19 protein-coding genes are annotated in these 22,641 nt (G+C 65.3%); 6 read left to right on the top strand and 13 right to left on the bottom strand.

Going from position 1 to position 22,641, the window contains the following annotated elements:
• Positions 1-15: 15 nt before the first annotated feature.
• The 3 genes from tkt to V5279_RS15905 are packed head-to-tail and all read right to left on the bottom strand — an operon-like array spanning position 16 to position 3,939.
• Positions 16-2,037, bottom strand: coding sequence for a transketolase (gene tkt / locus V5279_RS15915; protein WP_338698856.1), 2,022 nt, complete (start codon positions 2,035-2,037; stop codon positions 16-18).
• Entirely contained in the window at positions 2,034-2,909 is an 876-nt protein-coding gene (locus V5279_RS15910) for a phosphoribulokinase (protein ID WP_029080712.1), read from the bottom strand. The genes tkt and V5279_RS15910 overlap by 4 nt, the downstream gene beginning before the upstream one ends.
• 10 nt (positions 2,910-2,919) lie before the next feature.
• Positions 2,920-3,939 (bottom strand): class 1 fructose-bisphosphatase, encoded by a 1,020-nt coding sequence (locus V5279_RS15905; protein ID WP_338701219.1) that lies wholly within the window; start codon positions 3,937-3,939, stop codon positions 2,920-2,922.
• A gap of 164 nt (positions 3,940-4,103) precedes the next feature.
• On the opposite strand from V5279_RS15905, the gene V5279_RS15900 reads away from it, so the two are divergent.
• Both V5279_RS15900 and V5279_RS15895 read left to right on the top strand, forming a co-directional pair.
• Complete coding sequence (locus V5279_RS15900) at positions 4,104-5,030, top strand: LysR family transcriptional regulator (protein ID WP_338698853.1); 927 nt, start codon at positions 4,104-4,106, stop codon at positions 5,028-5,030.
• Positions 5,031-5,189: 159 nt separating this feature from the next.
• Positions 5,190-6,887, top strand: coding sequence for an ATP-binding protein (locus V5279_RS15895; RefSeq protein ID WP_338698851.1), 1,698 nt, complete (start codon positions 5,190-5,192; stop codon positions 6,885-6,887).
• Between the two features lie 10 nt (positions 6,888-6,897).
• Here V5279_RS15895 and V5279_RS15890 read toward each other — a convergent pair whose 3' ends face one another.
• Positions 6,898-7,320, bottom strand: coding sequence for a hypothetical protein (locus V5279_RS15890; protein WP_338698849.1), 423 nt, complete (start codon positions 7,318-7,320; stop codon positions 6,898-6,900).
• Positions 7,320-8,030, bottom strand: coding sequence for a TetR/AcrR family transcriptional regulator (locus V5279_RS15885; RefSeq protein WP_338698846.1), 711 nt, complete (start codon positions 8,028-8,030; stop codon positions 7,320-7,322). The genes V5279_RS15890 and V5279_RS15885 overlap by 1 nt, the downstream gene beginning before the upstream one ends.
• A gap of 162 nt (positions 8,031-8,192) precedes the next feature.
• Here V5279_RS15885 and V5279_RS15880 point away from each other — a divergent pair, with 162 nt between their 5' ends.
• Both V5279_RS15880 and V5279_RS15875 read left to right on the top strand, forming a co-directional pair.
• A complete protein-coding gene (locus V5279_RS15880; protein ID WP_338698844.1) occupies positions 8,193-9,380 on the top strand; it encodes an HlyD family secretion protein in 1,188 nt (395 codons plus the stop codon).
• Positions 9,381-9,388: 8 nt separating this feature from the next.
• Positions 9,389-11,005 carry a DHA2 family efflux MFS transporter permease subunit gene (locus V5279_RS15875; RefSeq protein WP_414645932.1) on the top strand — a complete coding sequence of 539 codons (1,617 nt, stop codon included), beginning with the start codon at positions 9,389-9,391 and terminating at the stop codon, positions 11,003-11,005.
• 38 nt (positions 11,006-11,043) lie between these two features.
• Here V5279_RS15875 and V5279_RS15870 read toward each other — a convergent pair whose 3' ends face one another.
• The 3 genes from V5279_RS15870 to V5279_RS15860 form a co-directional block, all read right to left on the bottom strand.
• Positions 11,044-12,687, bottom strand: a complete 1,644-nt coding sequence (locus tag V5279_RS15870; RefSeq protein ID WP_338698842.1) for a benzoate-CoA ligase family protein — start codon at positions 12,685-12,687, stop codon at positions 11,044-11,046.
• A 168-nt stretch (positions 12,688-12,855) separates the two neighbouring features.
• Positions 12,856-13,671 (bottom strand): alpha/beta hydrolase, encoded by an 816-nt coding sequence (locus V5279_RS15865; RefSeq protein ID WP_338698840.1) that lies wholly within the window; start codon positions 13,669-13,671, stop codon positions 12,856-12,858.
• A gap of 4 nt (positions 13,672-13,675) precedes the next feature.
• The gene (locus V5279_RS15860; protein WP_338698838.1) at positions 13,676-14,170 is read right to left on the bottom strand and encodes a MarR family transcriptional regulator; all 495 of its coding nucleotides are present in this window, start codon (positions 14,168-14,170) and stop codon (positions 13,676-13,678) included.
• Between the two features lie 308 nt (positions 14,171-14,478).
• On the opposite strand from V5279_RS15860, the gene V5279_RS15855 reads away from it, so the two are divergent.
• Positions 14,479-15,645 (top strand): ABC transporter substrate-binding protein, encoded by a 1,167-nt coding sequence (locus tag V5279_RS15855; RefSeq protein WP_338698836.1) that lies wholly within the window; start codon positions 14,479-14,481, stop codon positions 15,643-15,645.
• Positions 15,646-15,726: 81 nt separating this feature from the next.
• Positions 15,727-16,179, top strand: coding sequence for a cupin domain-containing protein (locus V5279_RS15850; protein WP_338701215.1), 453 nt, complete (start codon positions 15,727-15,729; stop codon positions 16,177-16,179).
• A gap of 237 nt (positions 16,180-16,416) precedes the next feature.
• Here V5279_RS15850 and V5279_RS15845 read toward each other — a convergent pair whose 3' ends face one another.
• The 5 genes from V5279_RS15845 to V5279_RS15825 form a co-directional block, all read right to left on the bottom strand.
• Positions 16,417-17,658, bottom strand: a complete 1,242-nt coding sequence (locus V5279_RS15845) for a flavin-dependent oxidoreductase (protein ID WP_338698834.1) — start codon at positions 17,656-17,658, stop codon at positions 16,417-16,419.
• 287 nt (positions 17,659-17,945) lie between these two features.
• Entirely contained in the window at positions 17,946-18,341 is a 396-nt protein-coding gene (locus V5279_RS15840) for a RidA family protein (protein WP_338698832.1), read from the bottom strand.
• A gap of 1 nt (position 18,342) precedes the next feature.
• Positions 18,343-19,182, bottom strand: a complete 840-nt coding sequence (locus V5279_RS15835) for an enoyl-CoA hydratase family protein (protein ID WP_338698830.1) — start codon at positions 19,180-19,182, stop codon at positions 18,343-18,345.
• A gap of 11 nt (positions 19,183-19,193) precedes the next feature.
• Positions 19,194-19,973, bottom strand: coding sequence for an SDR family NAD(P)-dependent oxidoreductase (locus V5279_RS15830; protein WP_338698828.1), 780 nt, complete (start codon positions 19,971-19,973; stop codon positions 19,194-19,196).
• On the bottom strand, positions 19,970-22,285 hold the full coding sequence (locus V5279_RS15825) for a bifunctional salicylyl-CoA 5-hydroxylase/oxidoreductase (RefSeq protein WP_338698826.1): 2,316 nt from the start codon (positions 22,283-22,285) through the stop codon (positions 19,970-19,972). The genes V5279_RS15830 and V5279_RS15825 overlap by 4 nt, the downstream gene beginning before the upstream one ends.
• Positions 22,286-22,641: the final 356 nt, after the last annotated feature.

Raw genomic sequence — 22,641 nt, 5'->3', positions numbered from 1 at the left:
AATCGCGTCCTCCTTTCAATTCGCTCGTTGCATGAGCTGTTTTGCTGCGGCTGCGACCGCCGCAGGCGTGATGCCGAATTCGCGGTACAGCACGTCGGCCGGCGCGGAGGCGCCGAAGCCGGTCATGCCGACGAACGCGCCGTCGTCGCCGAGCCAGCGCGCCCAGTCGCCCTCGACTGCAGCTTCCACGCCGACGCGCGGGGCGCTGCCCAGCACCTTTGCGCGGTAGTCGCGCGGCTGCTGGCGGAACAGGTCGAGGCACGGGGCCGAGACGACCGCGGCCTGCACCCCTCCTTCCGCCAGCAGCTTTGCGGCTTCGAGCGCGATCGCCACCTCCGAACCCGTTGCAATCAGGGTGACGTCACGCCCGAAGGCCGGCTCGACGAGAACGTAGGCGCCGAGCGCGACCTGGTTATCCTTGATATCGTCGCGGACCGTCGGCAGTGCCTGCCGCGACAGGCAGAGGATCGACGGCGAGGTCTCCGCCTTCAGCGCGCAGTCCCAGGCTTCAGCCGTCTCCACTGCATCGGCCGGGCGGAACACCAGCAGGTTCGGGATCGCCCGCAGCGCCGCCAGGTGCTCGACGGGCTGATGCGTCGGCCCGTCCTCGCCAAGCCCGATCGAATCGTGGGTCATCACATGGATGACGCGGATCCCCATCAGCGCGGCGAGACGGATGGCCGGCCGGCTGTAATCGGCGAAGCTGAGGAAGGTGCCGCCATAGGGAATGAACCCGCCGTGCAGGGCGATGCCGTTCATCGCCGCGGCCATGCCGTGCTCGCGGATGCCATAATGGATATAGCTGCCGTCGAGCGTCTCCGGCCGCACCGAAACCTGCGACTTCGCCAGCGTCAGATTGGAATGCGTGAGGTCGGCCGAGCCGCCCAGCAGGTTCGGCAACGCCTCGGCGATCACGTCGATGACCTGCTGCGAGGCCTGCCGCGTGGCGAGTTTCGGCCGCTCGGTCGCAAACCGCGCCACGAGCTTGGCCATCGCTTCGGCATAGGCGCAGGGCAGTCTCCGGTTCAGCGCGTCGTGGAACGCAGACCGCTCGCCCTTGTCGGCCTTGCAGGCGCTGCGCGAACGCTCGATCCAGGCCCGCCGCGCGTCGCGGCCGCGGCCGCCGAGCTCACGCCACTCGGCCAGCACCGCGTCGGGAATCTCGAACGCCGGATACGGCCAGCACAGCGCGCTCCGGGTCTTCGCCACCTCATCGGTGCCGAGCGGCGCGCCATGCACTTTCTCGCTGCCCTGCCGGTTCGGCGCACCGAACCCGATCACGGTGCGGCAGGCGATCAGCGACGGACGATCGCTCGACCGCGCCTGCCTGATCGCTGCAGAGATGGCCTGCGGATCGTGGCCGTCGATGCGGCAGACGTTCCAGCCGCTGGCCCCAAACCGCGACGTCTGGTCGTCCGAGCAGGACAGCGAGGTGGCGCCGTCGATCGAGATGTGGTTGTCGTCGAACAGCACGATCAGCCGGTTCAGCCGCAAATGGCCGGCGAGCGAGATCGCCTCATGGCTGAGGCCCTCCATCAGGCAGCCATCGCCGGCGATCACATAGGTGTAATGGTCGACCAGCTCGTCGCCGAAGCGGGCGTTCATCAAGCGCTCGGCGAGCGCCATGCCGACCGCGGTCGCAATCCCCTGCCCGAGCGGCCCGGTCGTGGTCTCGACCCCCGGCGTGTGCCCGTATTCGGGATGGCCCGGGGTTTTCGATCCCCACTGCCTGAAGGCCTTGAGCTGATCGAGCGTCATGCTCTCGTAGCCCGTCAAATAGAGCAGCGCGTAGAGCAGCATCGAGCCGTGACCTGCCGACAGCACGAAGCGGTCGCGGTCGGGCCAGGCCGGATCGGCCGGGTCGAACTTCAGGAAGTCGGTGAACAGCACGGTCGCGACATCGGCCATACCCATCGGCATGCCGGGATGGCCGGATTTCGCCTGCTCGACCGCGTCGATGGCCAAGAAGCGGATGGCGTTGGCCATCTCGTCATGGCTGACGTCGGGCCGGCTGGCAACGGACGCAAGTGCGGTCATATCGTTCGCCTCTTTCGTTCGATCAGTTGCAGGATCAGCGGGGTGAGGATGAGCTGCATCGCGAGGTCGAGCTTGGCGCCGTGGATCACGATCGAGTTGGCGCGCGACATGAAGCTGTTCGGGATCATCGAGAGCAGATAGGGAAAATCGATGCCGCGCGGGTTCTTCAGCCGGATCACGACCATCGATTCATCCGGCGTCGGGATCCAGCGCGCGATGAAGGGGTTCGACGTGTCGACCGTCGGCACACGCTGGAAGTTGATGTCGGTTTCGCTGAACTGCGGGCAGATGTAGTTCACATAGTCAGGCATGCGGCGCAGGATGGTGTCGGTCACGGCCTCAGTGGAGTAGCCGCGATGGCTGCGATCGCGATGCAGCTTCTGGATCCATTCGAGGTTGATGACCGGCACGACGCCGATCTTGAGGTCAGCGTGCTGCGCGACGTTCACCTTGTCGGTGACCACGGCGCCATGCAGGCCCTCGTAGAACAGCAGGTCGGAATTCTCCGGCAGCGGCTCCCACTTGGTGAAGGTGCCGGGCTTGGCGCCGTAGAGCCGGGATTCCTCTTCATCGTGGACATAGTGCCGCGTCGTTCCGGTGCCGGTCTCGGCATAGTCGCTGAACAGCTTCTCCAGTTCCTCGAACAAATTGGTCTCGGGGCTGAAATGGCTGAAATGCTTGTCGCCGCGCTCGGCCTTCTCCAGCATCTGGCTGCGCATCTCGGCGCGGTCGTAGCGGTGGAAGGCGTCGCCCTCGATATAGGCCGCGACCACGTTCTCGCGGCGGAAGATGTTCTCGAACGTCTTCTTCACCGAGGTGGTGCCGGCGCCGGAGGAGCCGGTGATCGAGATGATGGGATGTCGACGAGACATGCGCTCCCCCTCAGCGGAACAGGCCGCGCCGCGCGAACAGCGGGGCATCGCTGCTCTCGAACAACGGCTCGACGGTCAGGTGGATCGCATCGACGTCGCGCACGGCGCGCGCCGATCCCATGATCAGCGGCACGCGTTGATGCGGCGTACGTGCCGAGAGTTCGAGAATGCGCGAGCGGCCGTTCGACGCGGCGCCACCCGCCCATTCCATGATCAGCGCGATCGGATGCGCCTCATACAGCAGGCGCAGCCGGCCTTCGCGGTAGCCCTGGCGCGCATCCGCCGGGTATAGGAACACGCCGCCGCGCATCAGGATGCGGTAGGCTTCCGCCACCAGCGAGCCGATCCAGCGCATGTTGTAGTCCCGCCCGCGCTCGCCGTTCACGCCGGCGAGGCACTCGTCGATATAGCTGCGCACCGGTCCACTCCAGTGCCGCCGGTTCGAGGCATTGATGGCGAATTCCGACCCGTCCTGCGGCACCCGCAGATCACGCGCGGTCAGCACGAACTCGCCGGTTCGCGGGTCCAGCGTGAAGCAGTCGACGCACTGGTCGAGCGCCAGCACCAGCACGGTCTGCGGACCGTAGATGAAGCAGCCGGCGGCACATTGCGCCGTGCCAGGCTCGAAGAAGGTCGAGATGATGTCGTTTCCCTTCGGCCGGATCGAGAAGATCGTGCCGATCGAGATATTGTTCTCGAGGTTGGCGGATCCATCGAGCGGATCGATCGCGACACAGAGCGGCGCATCGGGATCGAGCGTCTCCGGCAGTTCGACCTCCTCCGACAGCACCGCGGCGACCGGCGCGGTGCGCAGCGCGTCGCGCATCAGGCGGTCGGCGACGATGTCGATGGTCTTCTGGTGATCGCCGTCGGGATTGACGCCGCCGCTCTCGCCGCCGATCCCGGCGAGCGGGCCGGAGGCGATGAGCCGCGAGAGGACGATCGCCGCACCGGCAAGGGCTTCGATCACCGCAACGGTCGCGGCGCGCAACGGGTTGTGTTGCGTCGGCCACTCCAGATGGGCATGCAATGCAGGACGAATCTCCACCGGCCTCTCCCTTTGATCGCCCTCTGTCCCGAGGTGTCGAGAGGCGACCGCAGGGAGTCGCCTTGGCCACATCAACGCGCGATTTGCCGAATTAGGGAAATTTTATTATCTTTGGTCCGGGCAAAGTATTTCTTATGGAGCTTGTCGTGGCCGGGAACTTCTCGCGGGACCTCACCATCCGCCAGCTGCGTGCGCTGTCCACCGTGCACCACGCCGGCTCGATCACGTCGGCGGCCAACCAGCTGAACCTGACGCAGCCAGCAGTGACGCTGCAGCTCCGCAACCTGCAGGCGCTCGCCGGATTGCCGCTGATCCAGCGCACCGGCGACGGCATGGCGCTGACCGATGCCGGCGCGCATGTGCTGACGCTGGTCGAGCGGATCGAGGCGGCGCTCAAGGACTGCGAGCAGTCGCTCGACATGATCGCAGGCCGCAGCGGCGGCCGCGTCGCGATGGGCGCGGTCTCGACCGCGAAATACTTCGTGCCTTTCGCGATCGCGGCGTTCTCGCGCCGCTTTCCCAAGATCGAGGTCACGCTCAGGATCGGCAACCGCGAGGAGATCCGCGACGCGCTGCGCGGCTACGATCTCGACATCGCGGTGATGGGCCGGCCGCCGGCCGATGTCGAGGTCGAGATGAAGCCGCTCGGCCGGCATCCGCACTTCATCATCGCTGCGCCCGATCATCGGCTGGCGCGGCGGCGGCACGTCGCCACATCGGAGCTCACCAATGAGACCTTCATCACCCGCGAGCAGGGATCAGGCACGCGGATGCTGATGCAGCAATATTTCGAGCGGGTCGGGCTGGAGCCGAAGCTCGGCATGGCGATGGACAGCAACGAGACCATCAAGCAGGCGGTGATGGCCGGACTCGGCATCGCCTTCATCTCCCAACACACGGTGTTTCACGAGCTGGAGGACGGCCGGCTGGTGGTGCTCAAGGTGAAGGGCCTGCCGATCGTCCGGCAGTGGCACGCGATCAGGCGCATCGACAAGATCCTGCTGCCGCCCGCGCAGGCCATGCTGGACTTCCTCGGCAAGGAGGGCTGGCGCTATCTGCCGAATTCGCGCTAGCGCCGCGCACTGCCGCGATGCACGCGCGATCGAGAAAAACGAAGTGGCGCCGTATGTTAGGCATTGAAGTTCCGCGAAACGCATGTCACATCTTGAGTGCGGCCACCTGGCGGACCGTATCCCCCAAGGGAGGATGAACTGCAGAACCAGTCCCCGCCGATGCCTGACTTCAAGGCGGTATTCGAGGCGGCGCCCGGCCTCTATCTGGTGCTGACCCAGCCCGACTTCCGCATCGTGGCAGTAAGCGACGCCTATCTGCGTGCCACCAAGACCGAGCGCGCCGCGATCCTTGGGCGCGGGCTGTTCGAAGTCTTTCCCGACAATCCCGACGATCCGGCCGCCGACGGGGTACGGAACCTGCGCGCCTCGCTCGAGCGGGTGGTCCAGTTCCGCCGTCCCGACACCATGTCGGTGCAGAAGTACGATATCCGCAAGCCCGACTCGGAGGGCGGCGGCTTCGAGGAACGTTACTGGAGCCCGCGCAATTCGCCGGTACTCGGGCCGAGCGGCCAGTTCACCTACATCATCCATCGGGTCGAAGACGTCACCAGCTTCATCCAACTGAAGCAGCGCGGCGCCGAGCAGGACAAGCTGACGGACCTGCTGCGCGAGCGCACCGAGCAGATGGAAGCCGAAATCTTCATGCGCGCCCGCGAGGTCGAAGCCGCCCGCGAACAGCTCGAAGCCGAGCAGAAGCTGCGCCAGGTGCAGAAGATGGAGGCTGTCGGTCACCTCACCGGCGGCATCGCGCACGACTTCAACAACATCCTGACCGTCATCACTGGCCTGATCGACATCCTCGCCGAGGCCGTGGAGCACGATGCCGCGCTGTCATCAGTGACGAAAATGATCAGCGACGCGGCATTTCGCGGCGCCGAGGTGACCAAGCATTTGCTGGCCTTCTCGCGGCAACAGCCGCTGCAACCGCGTGAAGCAGACCTCAACACGCTGGTGCAGGACACCGCGCGGCTGCTGCGCCCCTCGCTCGGCGAGCAGATCGAAATCGATACCGCGCTCGAGCCCGACGCCTGGCCGGCCTTCATCGACCCCAACCACATGTCGACCGCGCTGCTCAATCTCGCCCTCAATGCCCGCGATGCGATGCCCGATGGCGGCAAGCTGATGCTGGAGACCAGCAACGTCATCCTCGACGAGGTTTATGCCGCCGCCAATCTCGATGCGCGGGCGGGCGAATATGTGATGGTCGCAGTCAGCGACACCGGCGCCGGCATTCCGGAGGGGATCCGCGAAAAGGTGTTCGAACCGTTCTTCACCACCAAGGACACCGGCAAGGGCACCGGCCTTGGGCTCAGCATGGTCTACGGCTTCATCAAGCAGTCCGACGGCCACCTCAAGATCTATTCCGAAGAGGGCCACGGCACCTCGATCAAGCTCTATTTGCCGCGCAGCAGCGGCGACATGGTCGACGTCGAGCCGCCTCCTCTGGTCGACACGCGTGGCGGCAATGAGTCCATCCTGGTCGTCGAGGACGATCCGCTGGTCCGCAACTATGTCAGCGCCCAGCTCGAGCAGCTTGGCTACCACACGATGGTCACCGCCAACGGCCCCGAGGCATTGGCTGCCGTCGAAAACGGGTTCGTCTGCGACGTGCTGTTCACCGATGTCATCATGTCCGGCGGCATGAACGGCCGGCAGGTGGCCGATGCGGTGATCGCGAAGCTGCCGTCGGTGCGCGTGCTCTTCACCTCAGGCTATACCGAGGACGCGATCATCCACCACGGCCGTCTCGACCCCGATGTGACGCTATTGCCGAAGCCCTATCGCAAATCCGATCTGGCACGGATGATCCGCCAGGTGCTGGCCCAACCGCCGGCATCAGCGGTGGCAGCCAAGTAGCAGGGCACGCTTAGGGTCCGAAACTCGAGCGGCTCTGGATCTTCCAGGCGCCGTCGAGCAGGCTCAGCACGTAAAGCGAATCGTAGATCCCGATGATCGATCCGTCCTCGCGATAGCGCGTGTAGCGAACGGCGTAATGCGCTTTCGCCGGCGATGACTGCACGAGCGTCGTCTCGTTCCAGGCGCTGCGGTGCCAGCCGTCCTGCTTGCGCAGCCGCTCGAACAGGTCCATCGGATTGTTGCCGCTCTGCTGATAGACGGTAACTGCGCCGCCCGCGATCCGCACATGCGGGAAGTGCATCAGCGCATCCATCGCCGCGGCGTCATAACGATTGAGCGCCGCCATCCAGCGCGTCAGAACGTCCTGGCATTTGGCTTGGTCGTCGCGCGAAATCTGCGCCTCGACGGTGTAGGTCGGCCCCGGCTCAGGCATCACGCGTCTCCACTCTGCTTGCTGGTCTGGCCGGCCGGCACCGCGCATCCGGACAGGAAGAGGGCCGCGCAGGCCTTTGCGCGTGCCTCGATCTCGCTGCGTGCCGGCGGCGGCTTGTGCCCGAACATGACGTCGCGTTGCGGCTTGAACACGAGCATGCCGAGCAGCATGCCTGCGGCAGTCTCCGCATCGTCGAGCACGATCCGCCCCCGCCTCTGCTGCACGCCGAGCCAATTCGCCAGCGCGGCGATGGTGCGCTGCATGGCCTTTTCATAGAAGGTCTCGGCAATGTCGGGGAATTTGTCGCTCTCGGCCAGGATGATCCGTTGCAGCGCGATCACCTCGCCATCGAGGATGAGCTCGGCGCAGCTCAGCAAGGCGGCCTCCAGCGCCGCCGCAATATTGCGGCCGTCGCAGGCGCCGAGATTCACGATGGACACGAACCGGTCCACCCGGTCCGTCACCATGCCTTCGAACAGCGCGAGCTTGGTCGGGATCAGCCGGTAGAGTGTCTTGGTGGAGACGCCGGCGCGGCAGGCCACGTCGGCGATGTTGGCCGCAGCGAAGCCGCGTTCCGAGAACTCACGCCGCGCGGCCTCATAGATCAGCGCGCGCGTCTCGTCGTCGGAGCGCAGCTGCGGCCGCCCGCGGCCGCGCCGCTCCGGTGCCGGCGCGCTTTGTCCTGCCTGACCTTTGCCCTTTCCGTTCATCGGTCGATCCGAGCCATGCTTTTGGATGATGCCTGTCATTCTATTGACAGTCCCAATTTGGACTCTATTTTGGAAAACATCAAGTTTCCTAATTAATCCCGCCAGCCGACACCGGAATAGGCAAGATTTTACAACGGGATAGAACGGATCAGGAGCGCCGCCATGAGCCAGCATGAGACATCATTCAAGGCCGAGAGCCAGGTTCCGGCCGAGACCGCCAAGCAATTGATCGCCGCTCCGGAGGCCTCAAGGGCGCCCGCCGCCAAGGGCAAGCTTCGCCGCCTGCTGCTGACTGGCGCAGCTCTCGCCCTCCTCTCCGGTGGCGCCTGGTACGGCTGGGATTACTGGACGGTCGGCCGCTTTCAGGTCTCGACCGACGACGCCTATGTGAAGGCCGACAACACGACCATCGCACCCAAGGTCTCCGGCTATCTCAGCGCGGTGCTGGTCGGCGACAACGAGCATATACGCGCCGGCCAGGTCCTGGCGCGGATCGACGACCGCGATTTCAGGGTCGCGCTGGATCAATCGAAAGCCGACGTCGCCGCCGCCGAAGCCGCGATCACAAGCAAGCGCGCGCAGCTCGACGTGCAGCATTCCGTGATCGAAGCTGCCCGTGCGACGCTCGATGTCGACACCGCAACGCAGACTTTCGCTGAGCAGGAGAACAAGCGCTACACCGACCTCGCCGGCACCGGCTACGGCAGCGTGCAGAACGCGCAGCAGGCGCAGTCGCGCTACGCCAGCGCGCAGGCTGCGATCGCCCGCGACACCGCGAACCTCGCCTCCGCCCAGCGCCAGGTGGAGCTGCTCAAGGCTGAGATCGCCCAGGCGGTCGCGGCGTTGGGACGGGCCACTGCCCTGCAGCGCCAGGCCGAGCTCAATCTCAGCTACACCACCATCACTGCCCCGATCGACGGCGTCGTCGGCAACCGCACGCTGCGCACCGGCCAGTACGTCCAGGCCGGCACGCAGTTGATGTCGCTGGTGCCGGCCAGCGGCGCCTATGTGATCGCGAACTACAAGGAGACCCAGCTCACCAATGTTCGCAAGGGACAGCCGGTCGAGATCGAGGTCGACATGTTCCCCGGTCAGGTCGTACGCGGCCATGTCGACAGCCTCGCGCCGGCGAGCGGTCAGGAATTCGCGCTGCTGCCGCCTGACAACGCCACCGGCAACTTCACCAAGGTGGTGCAGCGCATCCCGGTGAAGATCGTGCTTGACGCAACTTCCGTCGAGCTGCGGCCGGGCATGTCCGTGATCCCGTCCATCGCGACGCTTTCACATCCTGCCGAGGACGCCCCGCACGCCAAGGCCACCCCGAAACTCGCTGTCGCCTCGTTCAAATAGGTGATGTCATGTCCGACCTCACGCTCTCCTCCCCGGCCGCCGCGCCCCCTCGTGCCGCGGCCACCGCAGCCGGTCCCAACCGCGCCAGCCTCGCCGTCTGGGTCTCCATCGTCGCCGCCATGATTGGCGCGTTCATGGCAATCCTGAACATCCAGATCACCAATGCCTCGCTGCTCAACATCGAGGGCGGCATCGGCACCGGCGTCGACAACGGCTCCTGGATCTCGACGTCCTATCTGATCGGCGAGATCGTGGTGATCCCACTGACCGACTATCTCAGCCGCGTGTTCTCGTTCCGCAAGATCATGATCGTACACGCCACGCTGTTCGCGATCTTCTCGGTCGCCTGTGCCTTCACCCACGACCTGCCGTCGATGATCGCGATGCGCGGCCTGCAGGGCTACTTCGGCGGCGTGCTGATCCCGATGGCGTTCACGCTGGTGTTCACCAAGCTGCCGAAGCCGCAGCAGCCGATTGGGCTGGCGATGTTCGCGCTCGCCGTGACCTTTGCCCCGGCGATCGGCCCGACCATCGGCGGCTACCTCACCGAGAACTATGGCTGGCAGACCATCTTCTTCGTCAACGTGATCCCGACCGCGGTGATGGTCATCACGCTCTATTTCACGCTCGAACGCCAGCCGATGCAGCTGCATCTGCTCCGCGAGGGCGACTGGCTCGGCATCATCACGATGGCGATCGGCCTGTCGTCGCTGCAGGCCGTGCTCGAGGAAGGCAACAAGGACGACTGGTTCGGCTCGCCCTTCATCGTCAAGCTCGCGGTGATCGCAGCCGTCAGCCTGACCTTGTTCGTCTGGATCGAGCTTGTGGTCGAGAAGCCGCTGCTCCGGCTGCGGCTCCTGACCCAGCGCAGCTTCGGCTTTGGCACAATCTCGTCAGTGTTCGTCGGCTTCGCGCTGTTCGGCTCGGTCTATTTGCTGCCCGCCTATCTCGGCCAGGTGCAGCGCTACAATGCCGAGCAGATCGGCCAGGTGCTGGCCTGGACCGGCCTGCCGCAGCTGATCCTGATTCCGCTGGTGCCGAAGCTGATGCAGCGCTTCGATCCCCGCCTGATCGCGTTCACCGGCATGGCGCTGTTCGCGGTCTCCTCCTTCATGAACATCCAGATGTCGCTCGACTATTCCGGCGACCAGTTCTTCTATCCGAACATCGTCCGCGCGATCGGCCAGGCGATTACGCTGGCCCCGTTGTCCGCGATCAGCCTCGGCAGCGTCGCGCCGCAGGATGCGCCGGCGGCCTCCGGCATCTCCAACATGATGCGCAACCTCGGCGGCGCGATCGGCACCGCGCTGCTCGCGACCATCGTCACCAAGCGCGAGCAGTTCCACTCCAACATCATCGGCCAGTCCGTCCATCTCGGCCGCGAGGAGGTGCGCACCCGAATCGCCGAGGTCACCAACTACTTCCTCAGCCACGGCATCTCGGACCCCGCCACCGCACACAGCCAGGCGATCGTGGCGATCGGCAATATCGTGAAGCGCCAGGCGCTGGTGCTCGGCTTCAGCGATGCGTTTGCGGTGATCGGCGTCGTGCTGGTGCTTGCCGCAATCGCGATCGTGCTGACCGGCAAGCCGAAGAGCGCGGCGGGCGGCGCCGGCGCGCATTGAACTCTCGAGGGCGGCGGCCGCGGGCCGCCGCCCTTCGCTCAGCTTGCCTCGCGCAGCTTGAAGCGCTGGATCTTTCCGGTCTGGGTCTTCGGCAGCGCCTCGACGAAGGCGATCGCGCGGGGATATTTGTATGGCGCGATCGTCGCCTTGACGTGATCCTGCAACAGCTTGACCTCGACATCGTCGTTGCGCGCACCCTGCTTCAGCACCACGAACGCTGAGACGATCTGTCCCCGCTCCTCGTCGGGCGCGCCGACCACGGCACACTCCGCGACATCGGGATGCCCGAGCAGCGCGGCCTCGACCTCGGGGCCGGCGATGTTGTAGCCCGCCGAGATGATCATGTCGTCGGCACGCGCCACGAACGACAGCCGGCCGTTCTCGTCGCTGACGAAGGCGTCGCCGGTGATGTTCCAGCCGTCGCGGACATATTTGGTTTGCCTGGAGTCCGCGAGATAGCGGCAACCGGTCGGGCCGCGAACCGCCAGTTTGCCGACCTGGCCCGGCGGCAGCTCGTTCATGTCTTCGTCGACAATCCTGGCCTGGTAGCCCGTAACGGGCGTGCCCGTGGTGCCGCCGACCGCGCTGCCTGCACGGTTGGTGATGAAGATGTGCAGCAGCTCGGTGCTGCCGATGCCGTCGAGGATCGGCTTGCCGGTCTTGCTCGTCCAGCTCTCGAACACCGGCGCCGGCAGCGTTTCGCCGGCCGAGACCGCGAGTCGCAGCGACGACAAATCGGCGCCCTTGTCCATCGCGGCCATCATCGCCCGATAGGCGGTCGGCGCGGTGAAGCAGATCGTCGCCTTGTAGGTTTCGATGATCCTGACCATCTCGCTCGGCGCCGCGTTCTCCAGCAGTGTCGCGGTGGCGCCAAAGCGCAGCGGGAAAATCGCGAGTCCGCCGAGGCCGAAGGTAAAAGCGAGCGGCGGCGATCCGACAAACACATCATCCGGCGTCACCTTGAGCACTTCCCTGGCATAACCGTCCGCCACGATCAGGAGATCGCGGTGGAAATGCATGGTCGCCTTGGGTTCACCCGTGGTGCCCGACGTGAAGCCGAGCAGTGCGACATCGTCGCGGCCGGTCTTCACCGCATCGAACTTCACCGGCTTGTTCAGCGCGATCCGGTCGAGTTCGGCATCGTGGTTCTGGGTGCCGTCGAAATTGACGACCTGCTTGAGGAATTTGCTGGTCTTGGCGCAGGCCACCAGCTCATCCGCGATGCGGCTGTCGGTCAGCGCCAGCGCGATCTCGGCCTTGTCGACGATCTTGGCCAATTCGCCGGCGCGTAACATCGGCATCGTGTTGACGACGACCGCGCCCGCCTTGGTCGCTGCGAGCCAGGCCGCAACCAGCGCCGGGTTGTTGCCCGAGCGGATCAGGACGCGATTGCCCGGCTTGACGCCGTAATTTTCCACCAGCGCATGCGCCAGGCGGTTCGACCAATCTGTCAATTCCTTGTAGGTGCGCTGGCGTCCGTTGCCGATCAGCGCGATGCGATCGCCCATGCCCTGCTCGACGATGCGGTCGGTCAGTTCGACCGCGGCGTTGAGATAGACGGGATACTGGAATTCAGGCCGGTCGAGCAGCAGCTGCGGCCATTGCTGGATTGGCGGCAGGTTGCGCCGCGCGAAATCGTCAATATGCCCGGATGGGCCGAGCCCGGGAAATTCACCTGACATTCGATTGCCCCTCGCTTTCCATCCAGAAAGGCCAAGATCTTGTCCACCAAGACCAATATCGAGAAGATCGAGGACGCCCGGCAGCGTTCCAATCGCCAATCATTTTATACTTAAAATAATTTGGCGCAAGGGTGGAAATTGCGTGGAAATGGCCGCACCTCCCGAACCTCAGATCTGCGTGAGCTGCTTCAGCCGCGCGACCATCGCCGATCCCGGGTCGGCAAGCGGTGCGATCGCGGTGAAATGATTGGCATCGGGCACGACGCCGAACTGCGTTGCCACGTCCGCCTTGCTCCAGGCATCGACAATGGTCCGGCTCTGCCGATGATATTCACTGCTCTCATTGCCGCCGACGACGGCATCGAGCGTCGCGCCCGCGGGCGCTTTCCAGAACAGCGGGCTCGCCGCCCTTGCCGCGGCGCGGTCGAGGCCGAGCGCCTTGTTGACGGAGGTGCCGACCAGCGGCTCGAGCTCGAACAAGCCGGAGATCGCGTAAGCAGCCCTGACCAGGTTCTTCGGCAGCGTCGCGTCGTAGGCCGGCCAATCGGTCGCGAGCATGCATGCGGCAAGATGTCCGCCCGCCGAATGCCCCGACACGATCAGCGGCCGGCCGAGCTTCGCCAGTTCGCGTGACGCCGCGCGCATCTCCTCGATGATATCGCCGACCGAGACGTTGGGGCAGAGATCGTAGCTCGGCACCGCGACGCTGATGCCGTGGCCATTGAGGCCGCGCGCGCAGTGGCTCGATGACGAACCGTCGAGCGCCTGCCAGTAGCCGCCATGGATGAAGACGACGAGTGGCCCGTCACGATCGGCTTCGAACAAGTCGATGACGTTGCGGCTGCCCGGACCATAGCTCAGCCGCCGCGGCGGGTGATGCTCGCGATAGGCCGCGGAGTCCCTCGCCCAGCCGGCCATCAGCGCCGGATTTTCCGGCACCCGCGCCCGATTGTTGTACTCGACCTCGTAATCGATGTCGGTCACGGCGCTACGCCGTCCTTGCCTTGGCGGCGCGCTGCGCCGAGCCCTTGGCCTTGGCGAGCAGCCGCATCAGTTCGCGGATGTCCTTCGGCGAGAGGTCGCCGAAGATGTCGGCGATCCATTTCTCGTGCTCGGCTGCCATCTTGCGGAATTCGGCGCGGCCGAGCTTGGTCAGCCGGATGAACTGGACGCGGCGGTCCGTCTCCGAGGTGCGGCGATCGAGATGGCCCGATTCGACCAGGCGCTCGACCAGTCCGGTGACGTTGCCGTTCGACACCATCATCCGCTTCGACAGGTCCGACAGCGTCATGCCGTCGGATACCTTGTCGAGCTGGGCCATCAGGTCGAAGCGCGGCAGCGTGACGTCGAACTTCTCGCGCAGCCGGCTGCGCACCTCGCCTTCGATCAGCGTGGTGCAGGTCAGCAGCCGCAGCCACAGCCTGAGCTCGGTGCCGTGATCGTCGGGCAGTTCGACGGCTTTGGTTTCGGAATCAAGGATCATGCGGCGATCGCGCCTCTACAGCGGGTTCCGGTCGGACCGATTGCTTTGAGCTTCAAGCAATTCGCCTCGCCCCGCAAGGACAAATGCGAATCTTGCCTGCTACATCAGGCCGATCTTGCAATTTCTTTAAACTTCAAGCAATTGGCGCGGCGCTTGCATGTGCGGCGCGTGCACGCTGCGCGACGATCGCCCTGACGCGATGCCACATCGCTTGCAGCGGTCGCGCGCGTCGGACTAAGCTGAGGCCAGATAAATTGAGGCCAATTGAGCTGAGGCAACGGCACCAAGCCAGTGGTTGGGGGAGTGAGATGAAGCAATTGACGAGGCTCGCGGGATTGGCGGCGCTGCTGGGTATCGCAGTCACCCCGGCGGCCGCGCAGGAGAAGATCAAGATCGGCGTGCTGGTGACGACTTCGGGGCCGGCCGCCGCGCTGGGCCAGCAAGTCCGCGACGGCTTTGCGCTCGCGATCAAGGACCTCGGCGGCAAGATGGCCGGCCGCGATGTCGAGATCGTCAACGCCGACGACGAGCTCAAGCCCGACGGCGCCGTGGTCAAGGTGCGCGGCCTGCTCGAGCGCGACAAGGTTGATTTCGTGGTCGGCCCGATTTTCTCCAATATCCTGCAGGCGATCCACCGACCGGTCACCGACAGCAAGACCTTCCTGATCAGCCCGAATGCCGGCCCTTCCAGCTACGCCGGCAAGGAGTGCAACCCGTTCTTCTATGTGACGTCGTACCAGAACGATCAGGTGCACGAGATCCTCGGCAAGGTGGCGCAGGACCGCGGCTACAAGCGGGTCTATTTGCTGGTGCCGAACTATCAGGCCGGCCGCGACTCCGTCGCCGGCTTCAAGCTCGACTACAAGGGCGAGATCGTCGAGGAATCCTACACGCCGCTCAACACGCTGGATTTCCAGCCCGAGCTCTCCAAGATCGCCTCGCTGAAGCCGGACGCGCTGTTCACCTTCATGCCGGGCGGCATGGGCGTGAACCTCGTGAAGCAGTACAAGCAGGCCGGCGCGACGGTGCCGGTGCTCTCGGCCTTCACCGTCGACGAATCCACTCTCCCTGCGCAGCAGGACGCCGCGGTCGGCATGTTCGGCGGCGCGAACTGGGCGCCCAACCTCGACAATCCTCAGAGCAAGAAGTTCGTCGCGGCCTATGAGGCGGCCTACAACGGCGTGCCCGGCACCTATGCGATGCAGGCCTATGACGCGGCGCTGTTGATCGACAGCGCGGTCAAGGCGGTGAAGGGCGATCTCTCCAACAAGGACGCGGTTGCGGCCGCGCTGAAGAAGGCCGACTTCACCTCGTTGCGCGGTAACTTCAAGTTCAACACCAACGGCTATCCGATCCAGGATTTCTACCTCACCAAGGTCGCGAAGCGGCCGGACGGCAAATTCCAGACCGAGATCGTCGAAAACGTGTTCTCGAACTATGGCGATCGCTACGCCAAGGACTGCGCCGCCAAGTAAATCACTCAAAGCGTTTTTAAGCGAAGTGGACACCGGTTCGCGTGAAGAAAACGCGCCAAACAAAGCGAGGGAAACATGACGATGAAAGACGAGATCGCCGGCATCACCCGCGCCAATGAGGGCATCCAGGGCATTTCCTGGAGCATCCTTGGCCAGACCTACGTGCCGAAGAGCCGCACCGAGCATTCGTTCTCCTGGCACGCCACTTTTCCGCCGGGCACCTTCGTGCCTCCGCATATCCATCCCGACCAGGACGAGTACCTCTATATCCTCGAGGGCAAGCTCGACTTCATGCTCGACGGCGCCGACGAATCCGCCACCCCTGGTGATCTGGTGCGCCTGCCCATGGGCAAGCCGCACGGCATCTTCAACAAGTCGCAGCAGCCGGCCAAGACGCTGTTCTTGGTGTCGCCGACGCGGAGGCTCTACGACCTGTTCTGGGCGATCCACAACATGAAAGAACAGAACCCGGATGACGTGGTCCGGCTCGCCGCCGAACACAACATCCACTTCCTGCCGCCGCCTCCGGCGTAGCATCGCCTCCCTTGGCTACTGCCACGCCACCACGCGCGCGGCGAAGCCGGCCTCTCTCCGTCATCCTGAGGAGCCGCGAAGCGGCGTCTCGAAGGATGCACGGCCCGGCTGGTGGCCGTCGACCCTTCGAGACGGCCGCGTTGCGGCCTCCTCCAGCGACAACGGCGAAGCCGTTGCGCGGGGGTGACGGATTGGAAGTTGCCGCCTCACCATGAGGAGCAATCGTCTCGCCTCGACCTACTGCCGCGCCACCACGCGCGCGGCGAAGCCGGCCTTCGCCGCATAGCCGCGGACGATCGCCTCGCGCGCCTCGTAATTGAGGATGGTGTCAACGTCGGTAAATCCCTGCGGCGCGAGTTGCTCGACGGCGTCGATCACGCCCTCGGGCCCGCCGCGGCGGTTGGAGGCGACGATGTCGGCGGTCATCGGCAGCCGCTGCCGCTCGTAGGCCGCCAGCGCCTGGCGCGGATGTTCGGCCCGCGCCAGCATATCGGCGAGGCAGCGCGCATCGAGAATGGCCTGCGAGGCGCCGTTCGAGCCGACCGGATACATCGGATGCGCGGCGTCGCCGAGCAGCGTGACGCGGCCGCTCGACCAGTACGGTAGCGGATCGCGGTCGCAGCACGGATACTCCCAGAACTCCGGCGTGGCGTTGATCAGGCCGGCGAAGTCGACCTGCGGGATCGTGAAACCAGTGACATAGGGCATCATCTCGTCGCGCCGGCCGAGATTGGACCAGCCCTCGCGGCGCGGCGGCGGCGAGGAGCCGTCGCCGATCCGCACCAGCACCGCCCAGTTGGTGAGGCGGCTTGCCGGGCTCGAGCCCGGCGCGATCGGATAGATCACGGCCTTGGCGTTCAGCCCGCCGGCGATGATCATCGAGCGTCCGGTCAGGAAGGCCGGCCAATCGGTGGCGCCGCGCCACAGCATCAGTCCGTTCCAGCACGGCCCGCCTTCATCCGGAAACAGCATCTCGCGCACCTTGGAGTGGATGCCGTCGGCGCCGATCAGAATGTCGCCGCGCGCGGTGTGCACATGGCTGCCGGCGCGGTCGAAGAAATGGGCCGAGACGCCGCCCTCGTCCTGCGTGAACGAGCCGAGCCGGCAGCCGGTGCGGATCGCGTCCGCGCCAAGACGGTCGATCACGGCCTGATGGATGACGCCCTGCAGGCGGCCGCGATGAACAGAGAATTGCGGCACGTCGTGGCCGGCATCGAGCCCGCGCTTCTCATGCCAGACCTGCTGCCCATGCCGCGTCAGATAGAACAGCTCAAAGGTGCGGATCGCGACGTCGTCGAGCTTGTCGAGCAAGCCAAGCCCCGCCAGTTCGCGGATCGCATGCGGCAGCGTGTTGATGCCGACGCCGAGCTCGCGGATCGTCTCCGACTGCTCATACAGCTCGCAACTGATGCCGCGCGAGCGCAGCATCAACGCAGTGGTGAGGCCTCCGATTCCACCTCCGACGATAATCGCCTTCATCGTCCTTTACTCCACTCACAACAGGACGTTTTTACGCTTGCGCCTAGGGTCGCACGGCCGCTTGGCTGGCCGCAAGCAGGTTTGCCGCCCCGAACTCGGGCTGGCCCGCGATGATTGGGCTTAGGCTTAACATTGCTTCAGCGTACTCCAATCTATTCCCGTCACCCTGAGGTGCGAGCACAGCGAGCCTCGAAGGGTCGACGGCCACCAGCGGGGCCGTGCATCCTTCGAGACGCGGCCAAGAGGCCGCTCCTCAGGATGACGGATTACTCTGAGGCCCATTCCCCTCAATCCGGCAGCACCGCTATCGCCTGGATCTCCACTTTGGCGCGATCCTCGATCAGGCCGGCAACCTGGACGGCGGTCATCGCCGGAAAGCTCCGACCGATCACATCGCGATAGACCACGCCGATCTCCTTCAGCCGCGCGGAATATTCCTTGCGGTCGACGAGGTACCAGGTCATCGACACGATGTGCTCGGGCCCGGCCCCGCCGGCGGCGGCGACCGCGACGATGTTGCGCAGGGTCTGCGCGATCTGCGCCACCAGATCGTCGGTCTCGAACACGCATTGCCCGTTCCAGCCGATCTGGCCCGCAATGAATATCTGCTTGCCGCGCGCGGCCATGCCGTTGGCGTAGCCGATCGGCTTCGCCCATCCGTCCGGTTGCAGGATCTCGATCATCTCAATTGCCCTCGAAGGCGGGTTTCTGCTTGGCGGCGAAGGCCTCGAAGGCGCGGCGGAAATCGCCGGTCACCATGCAGATCGCCTGCGCCTGCGCCTCCGACTCGATCATCTCGTCGACGCCCATCGCCCATTCCTGGTTGAACATCGTCTTCGTCACGCCATGCGCGAACCACGGTCCATCGGCGAGCGAGCGCGCCAGCTCCTGCGCGGCGGCAGCGAGTTCGGCCGGTGGCACCAGGCGGTTGTGAAAGCCCCACGCAAACCCCTCCTCGGCGCTCATCGCCCGGCCGGTGTAGAGCAGATCGGCAGCATGGCCCTGCCCGATCACCCGCGGCAACAGCCCGCAGGCGCCCATGTCGGCGCCGGCCAGGCCGACGCGGGTGAACAGGAATGCGGTCTTGGCCTGCGGCGTCGCCAGCCGCAGGTCGGACGCCAGCGCCAGCATCGCGCCGGCGCCGGCGCAGATGCCGTCGATCGCGGCGACGATGATCTGCGGGCATTTGCGCATCGCCCGCACCACCTCGCCGGTCATCCGGGTGAAGGCGAGCAGATCCGGCATCGCCATCCGCGTCAACGGCTCGATGATCTCGAACACGTCGCCGCCGGAGCAGAAATTGCCCTCGGCGCCGGTCAGCACGATGGTCCGGACATCGGAGGCATATTTGAGATTGGTGAAGAGATCGCGCAGCTCCTCGTAGGACTCGAAGGTCAGCGGGTTCTTCTTGTCCGGCCGGTTCAGCGTGATGGTGGCGACACGGCCGCTCGCATCGGTGGACCAGCGGAAGTGCTTCGCGGGATAATCCTTGAACGGCCGGAGCTTTGCTTTCATCTCGGACATGATGTGTTCCTTCACCCGGTAAGGACTTCGCCGCCGGCGACCGCCACGGCTTGTCCGTTGATTGACGATGCAGCCTCGGATGCCAGCCAGAGGATGGTGTCGGCGACCTCCTCCGGCGTGACCAGCCGCTGCATCGGATTGACTTTGGCCAGCGCAGCGCGCGCCTCCTGCTCGCTGCGGCCGGTCTTGGCGACGATGTTGGCGGCGGCATCCGCCACCAGCGGCGTGTCGGTATAGCCGGGGCAGACCGCATTCACGGTGACGCCGCGCCGGGCATATTCCAGCGCCAGCGAGCGCGTCAGGCCGACGACGCCGTGCTTGGCCGCGACGTAGGCCGAGACATAGGCGTAGCCGGTAAGACCTGCGGTCGAGGCCACGTTGATCACCCGCCCGCGGCAGCGCTGCGCCATCCCCGGCAGCACCGCCTGTGTCACCAGGAACACGCTGGAGAGATTGCTCGCCAGCATCTCGGCCCACAGCGCCGCGTTGGTCTTGTCGAACGGCGCGCTGGCGGCCTTGCCGGCATTGTTGACGAGGATATCGATCGGGCCGGCCGCGGCTTCGATCTGCGCGACACCCTTGGTCACCGCCGCTTCATCGGTCACGTCGATCGCAACAACAGCGCCGGTGTTCTTGCCGAGCAACGCCGCCGTCGCCTTCAGCGCGTCGATCCGGCGTCCGGCGATGCTGACGCGCACGCCGGCTGTTGCGAGCGCGACCGCTGTTGCGGCGCCGATGCCGGAACCGGCACCGGTGACTAGCGCATGCGCATTGGGCCAGAACCGTGTCATGGCTTCCCTCCTGCGGCTGCGCGTTCGAGATTGGCTTCGTATTGCGACTTGCCCGACTGATACTGCTTCGGCCAGGCGATCTGCTTGACGCCGATCTTCGCGGCCTCGTGCAGCGTCCAGGCCGGATCGGCGAGATGCGGCCGCGCAATGGCGCAGAGATCGGCGCGGCCGGCGGCGATGATCGAATTGGCATGGTCCGCTTCCGAGATCGCACCGACCGCGATGGTGGCGATGCCGACCTCGTTGCGGATCTTGTCGGCGAACGGCGTCTGGTAGAGCCGGCCATAGATAGGATGGTCGTCGGCCCAGACCTGGCCCGACGAACAATCGATCAGATCCGCGCCCGCTTCCTTGAACAGTTTTGCGAATTCGAGCGCATCCTCGGGCGTGTTGCCGCCCTCGGCCCAGTCGTGACAGGACAGGCGGACCGACATCGGCTTGTCCTCCGGCCACACCGCGCGGATGGCGCGGAACAGCTCCAGCGGATAACGCGCGCGGTTCTCGATCGATCCGCCGTAGCCGTCGGTGCGGCGGTTGGTCAGCGGCGAGAGGAAGCTCGACAGCAGATAGCCGTGGGCGCAGTGCAGCTCCAGAATATCGAAGCCCGCGCTCGCGGCGCGCCTGGCCGCTGCGATGAACTGCTCGCGCACCTCGTCCATCTCGGCGCGGCTCATCGGCTCCGGCACCTGCCCGTCGGGCAGATAAGGTACCGACGAGGCCGACACCAGCGGCCAATTGTGGTCAGGCAGCGGCTCGTCCATGCCCTCCCAGGCAACCCGGGTCGAGCCCTTGCGGCCGGCATGGCCGAGCTGGATGCCGATCTTGGCCCCCGAATTGCGATGCACGAAATCGACGATACGCTTGTAGGCCGCTGCCTGTTCGTCATTCCACAGGCCGCAGCAGCCGGGCGTGATCCGCGCCTCGGGCGAGACGCAGGTCATCTCGGTGAACAGCAGGCCGGCGCCGCCGAGCGCGCGGGAGCCGAAATGCACCAGATGAAAATCGTTCGGGACGCCCTCCTCGGCCGAATACATCGCCATCGGCGAGACGATGATCCGGTTGGTAAGCGAAAGCCCGCGAATCTGGAACGGCGTCAGCATCGGCGGCGTGACGCGCTCGTTGGTGGCAGGCACGCCGCTCCGCTCCGCGAACCAGCGCTCATAGCCTTCTAGCCACGCTTTGTCGCGCAGCCTTAAGTTCTCGTGGCTGATGCGCTGCGAGCGGGTCAGCAGCGAATACATGAACTGCTCCGGCTCCAGCGTATCGGCATAGCGCGAGCCGACCACCTCGAACCATTCCATCGCGTTGCGCGCGGCGTTCTGGATCCGCGCCACGTCGACCCGGCGCAGCTCTTCATACGCATGCAGCACCGCCGGAATCCTGTCCCTGACAGCGCCGTGGTTCTTGAACTGATTGGTGAGCTCGATCGCGTCTTCCAGCGCGAGCTTGGTTCCCGAGCCGATCGCGAAATGCGCGGTGTGGGCGGCATCGCCCATCAGCACGACGTGGCTGTTCCCATTGAACGCGGTCCACTTGCCGCAGATCAGCCGCGGGAACGACAGCCAGGCCGAGCCGCGCAGATGCCGCGCGTTGGAGACCAGATGATGCCCCTCGAGGATTTCCGCGAACACGTTCTCGCAGAACGCGATGGAGTCGCCCTGCTCCATCTTGTCGAGGCCGTGGGCGAGATACGCCTCCTCGGTGGTCTCGACGATGAAGGTCGCCGCGCCGTCCTCGAATTTGTAGATGTGCGCCTGGAACCAGCCGTGATCGGTCTTCCGGAAGTCGAAGGTGAAGGCGTCGAACGGCCTGACAGTGCCGAGCCAGATATAGCGGTTCGGCCGCATCAGCATGTCGGGCTGGAAGGTCTCGGTGTACTTGGTGCGGACCTTTGAGTTCACGCCGTCGCACGCCACGATCAGATCGGCGTCGGGAAACTCGAGATCGGAATTGACCTCGCGCTCGAAGATCAGCTCGACGCCGAGTTCCTCGGCCCGCGCCTGCAGGATGTTGAGCAGCCGCTTGCGGCCGATGCCGACGAAGCCGTGGCCGGTGGTGCGCATCCGCCGGCCCTTGATCAGGACCTCGATGTCGTCCCAATGGTTGAAGGCCTGCTCGATCGTATCGGCGGTGACCGGATCCCATTTGCGCATGTTGTCCATGGTCGCATCCGAGAACACCACGCCGAACCCGAAGGTGTCGTAGGGGCGGTTGCGCTCGATCACGGAAATGACGTGCGCGGGATCCAGCATCTTCATCAGGATGCCGAAGTAGAGCCCGGCCGGCCCGCCTCCAATGCAAACGATGCGCATGGCGTTCTCCCGTTGGGTTCGGCGGGCTGGGGGCATTTCTCCAGCGAGCCGATGCCGGATATTATTTTATACTTAAAATAATTGTCAAGGGCGGGTTCGCCACCCATTCCACCCGTCATCGCCCGGCTTGACCGGGCGACCCAGTATTCCAGAGACGGTCGTGCTTGAGCGGAAGGGCCGCGGCGTACTGGATCGCCCGCCTTCGCGGGCGATGACAGAATGTGATACGGCTTCCTGTTCTCGCGGCATGAAACGCCCGAGCTAACGCCTCGTTCCGCCCTCTCGCAGAGGGCGCAGGCCGTCGGACAAATCAGCGCTAGGAGCGCGCGCCTGTCCGTTCGTCATTCCCCGGTGCA

It is taken from the genome of Bradyrhizobium sp. 26S5 (assembly GCF_036923295.1).
In the GTDB taxonomy this organism is placed as follows: Bacteria; Pseudomonadota; Alphaproteobacteria; order Rhizobiales; family Xanthobacteraceae; genus Bradyrhizobium; species Bradyrhizobium septentrionale.
The sequence above is the reverse complement of the archived record's forward strand: the minus strand, read 5'-3'. Positions and strand labels throughout refer to the sequence as shown.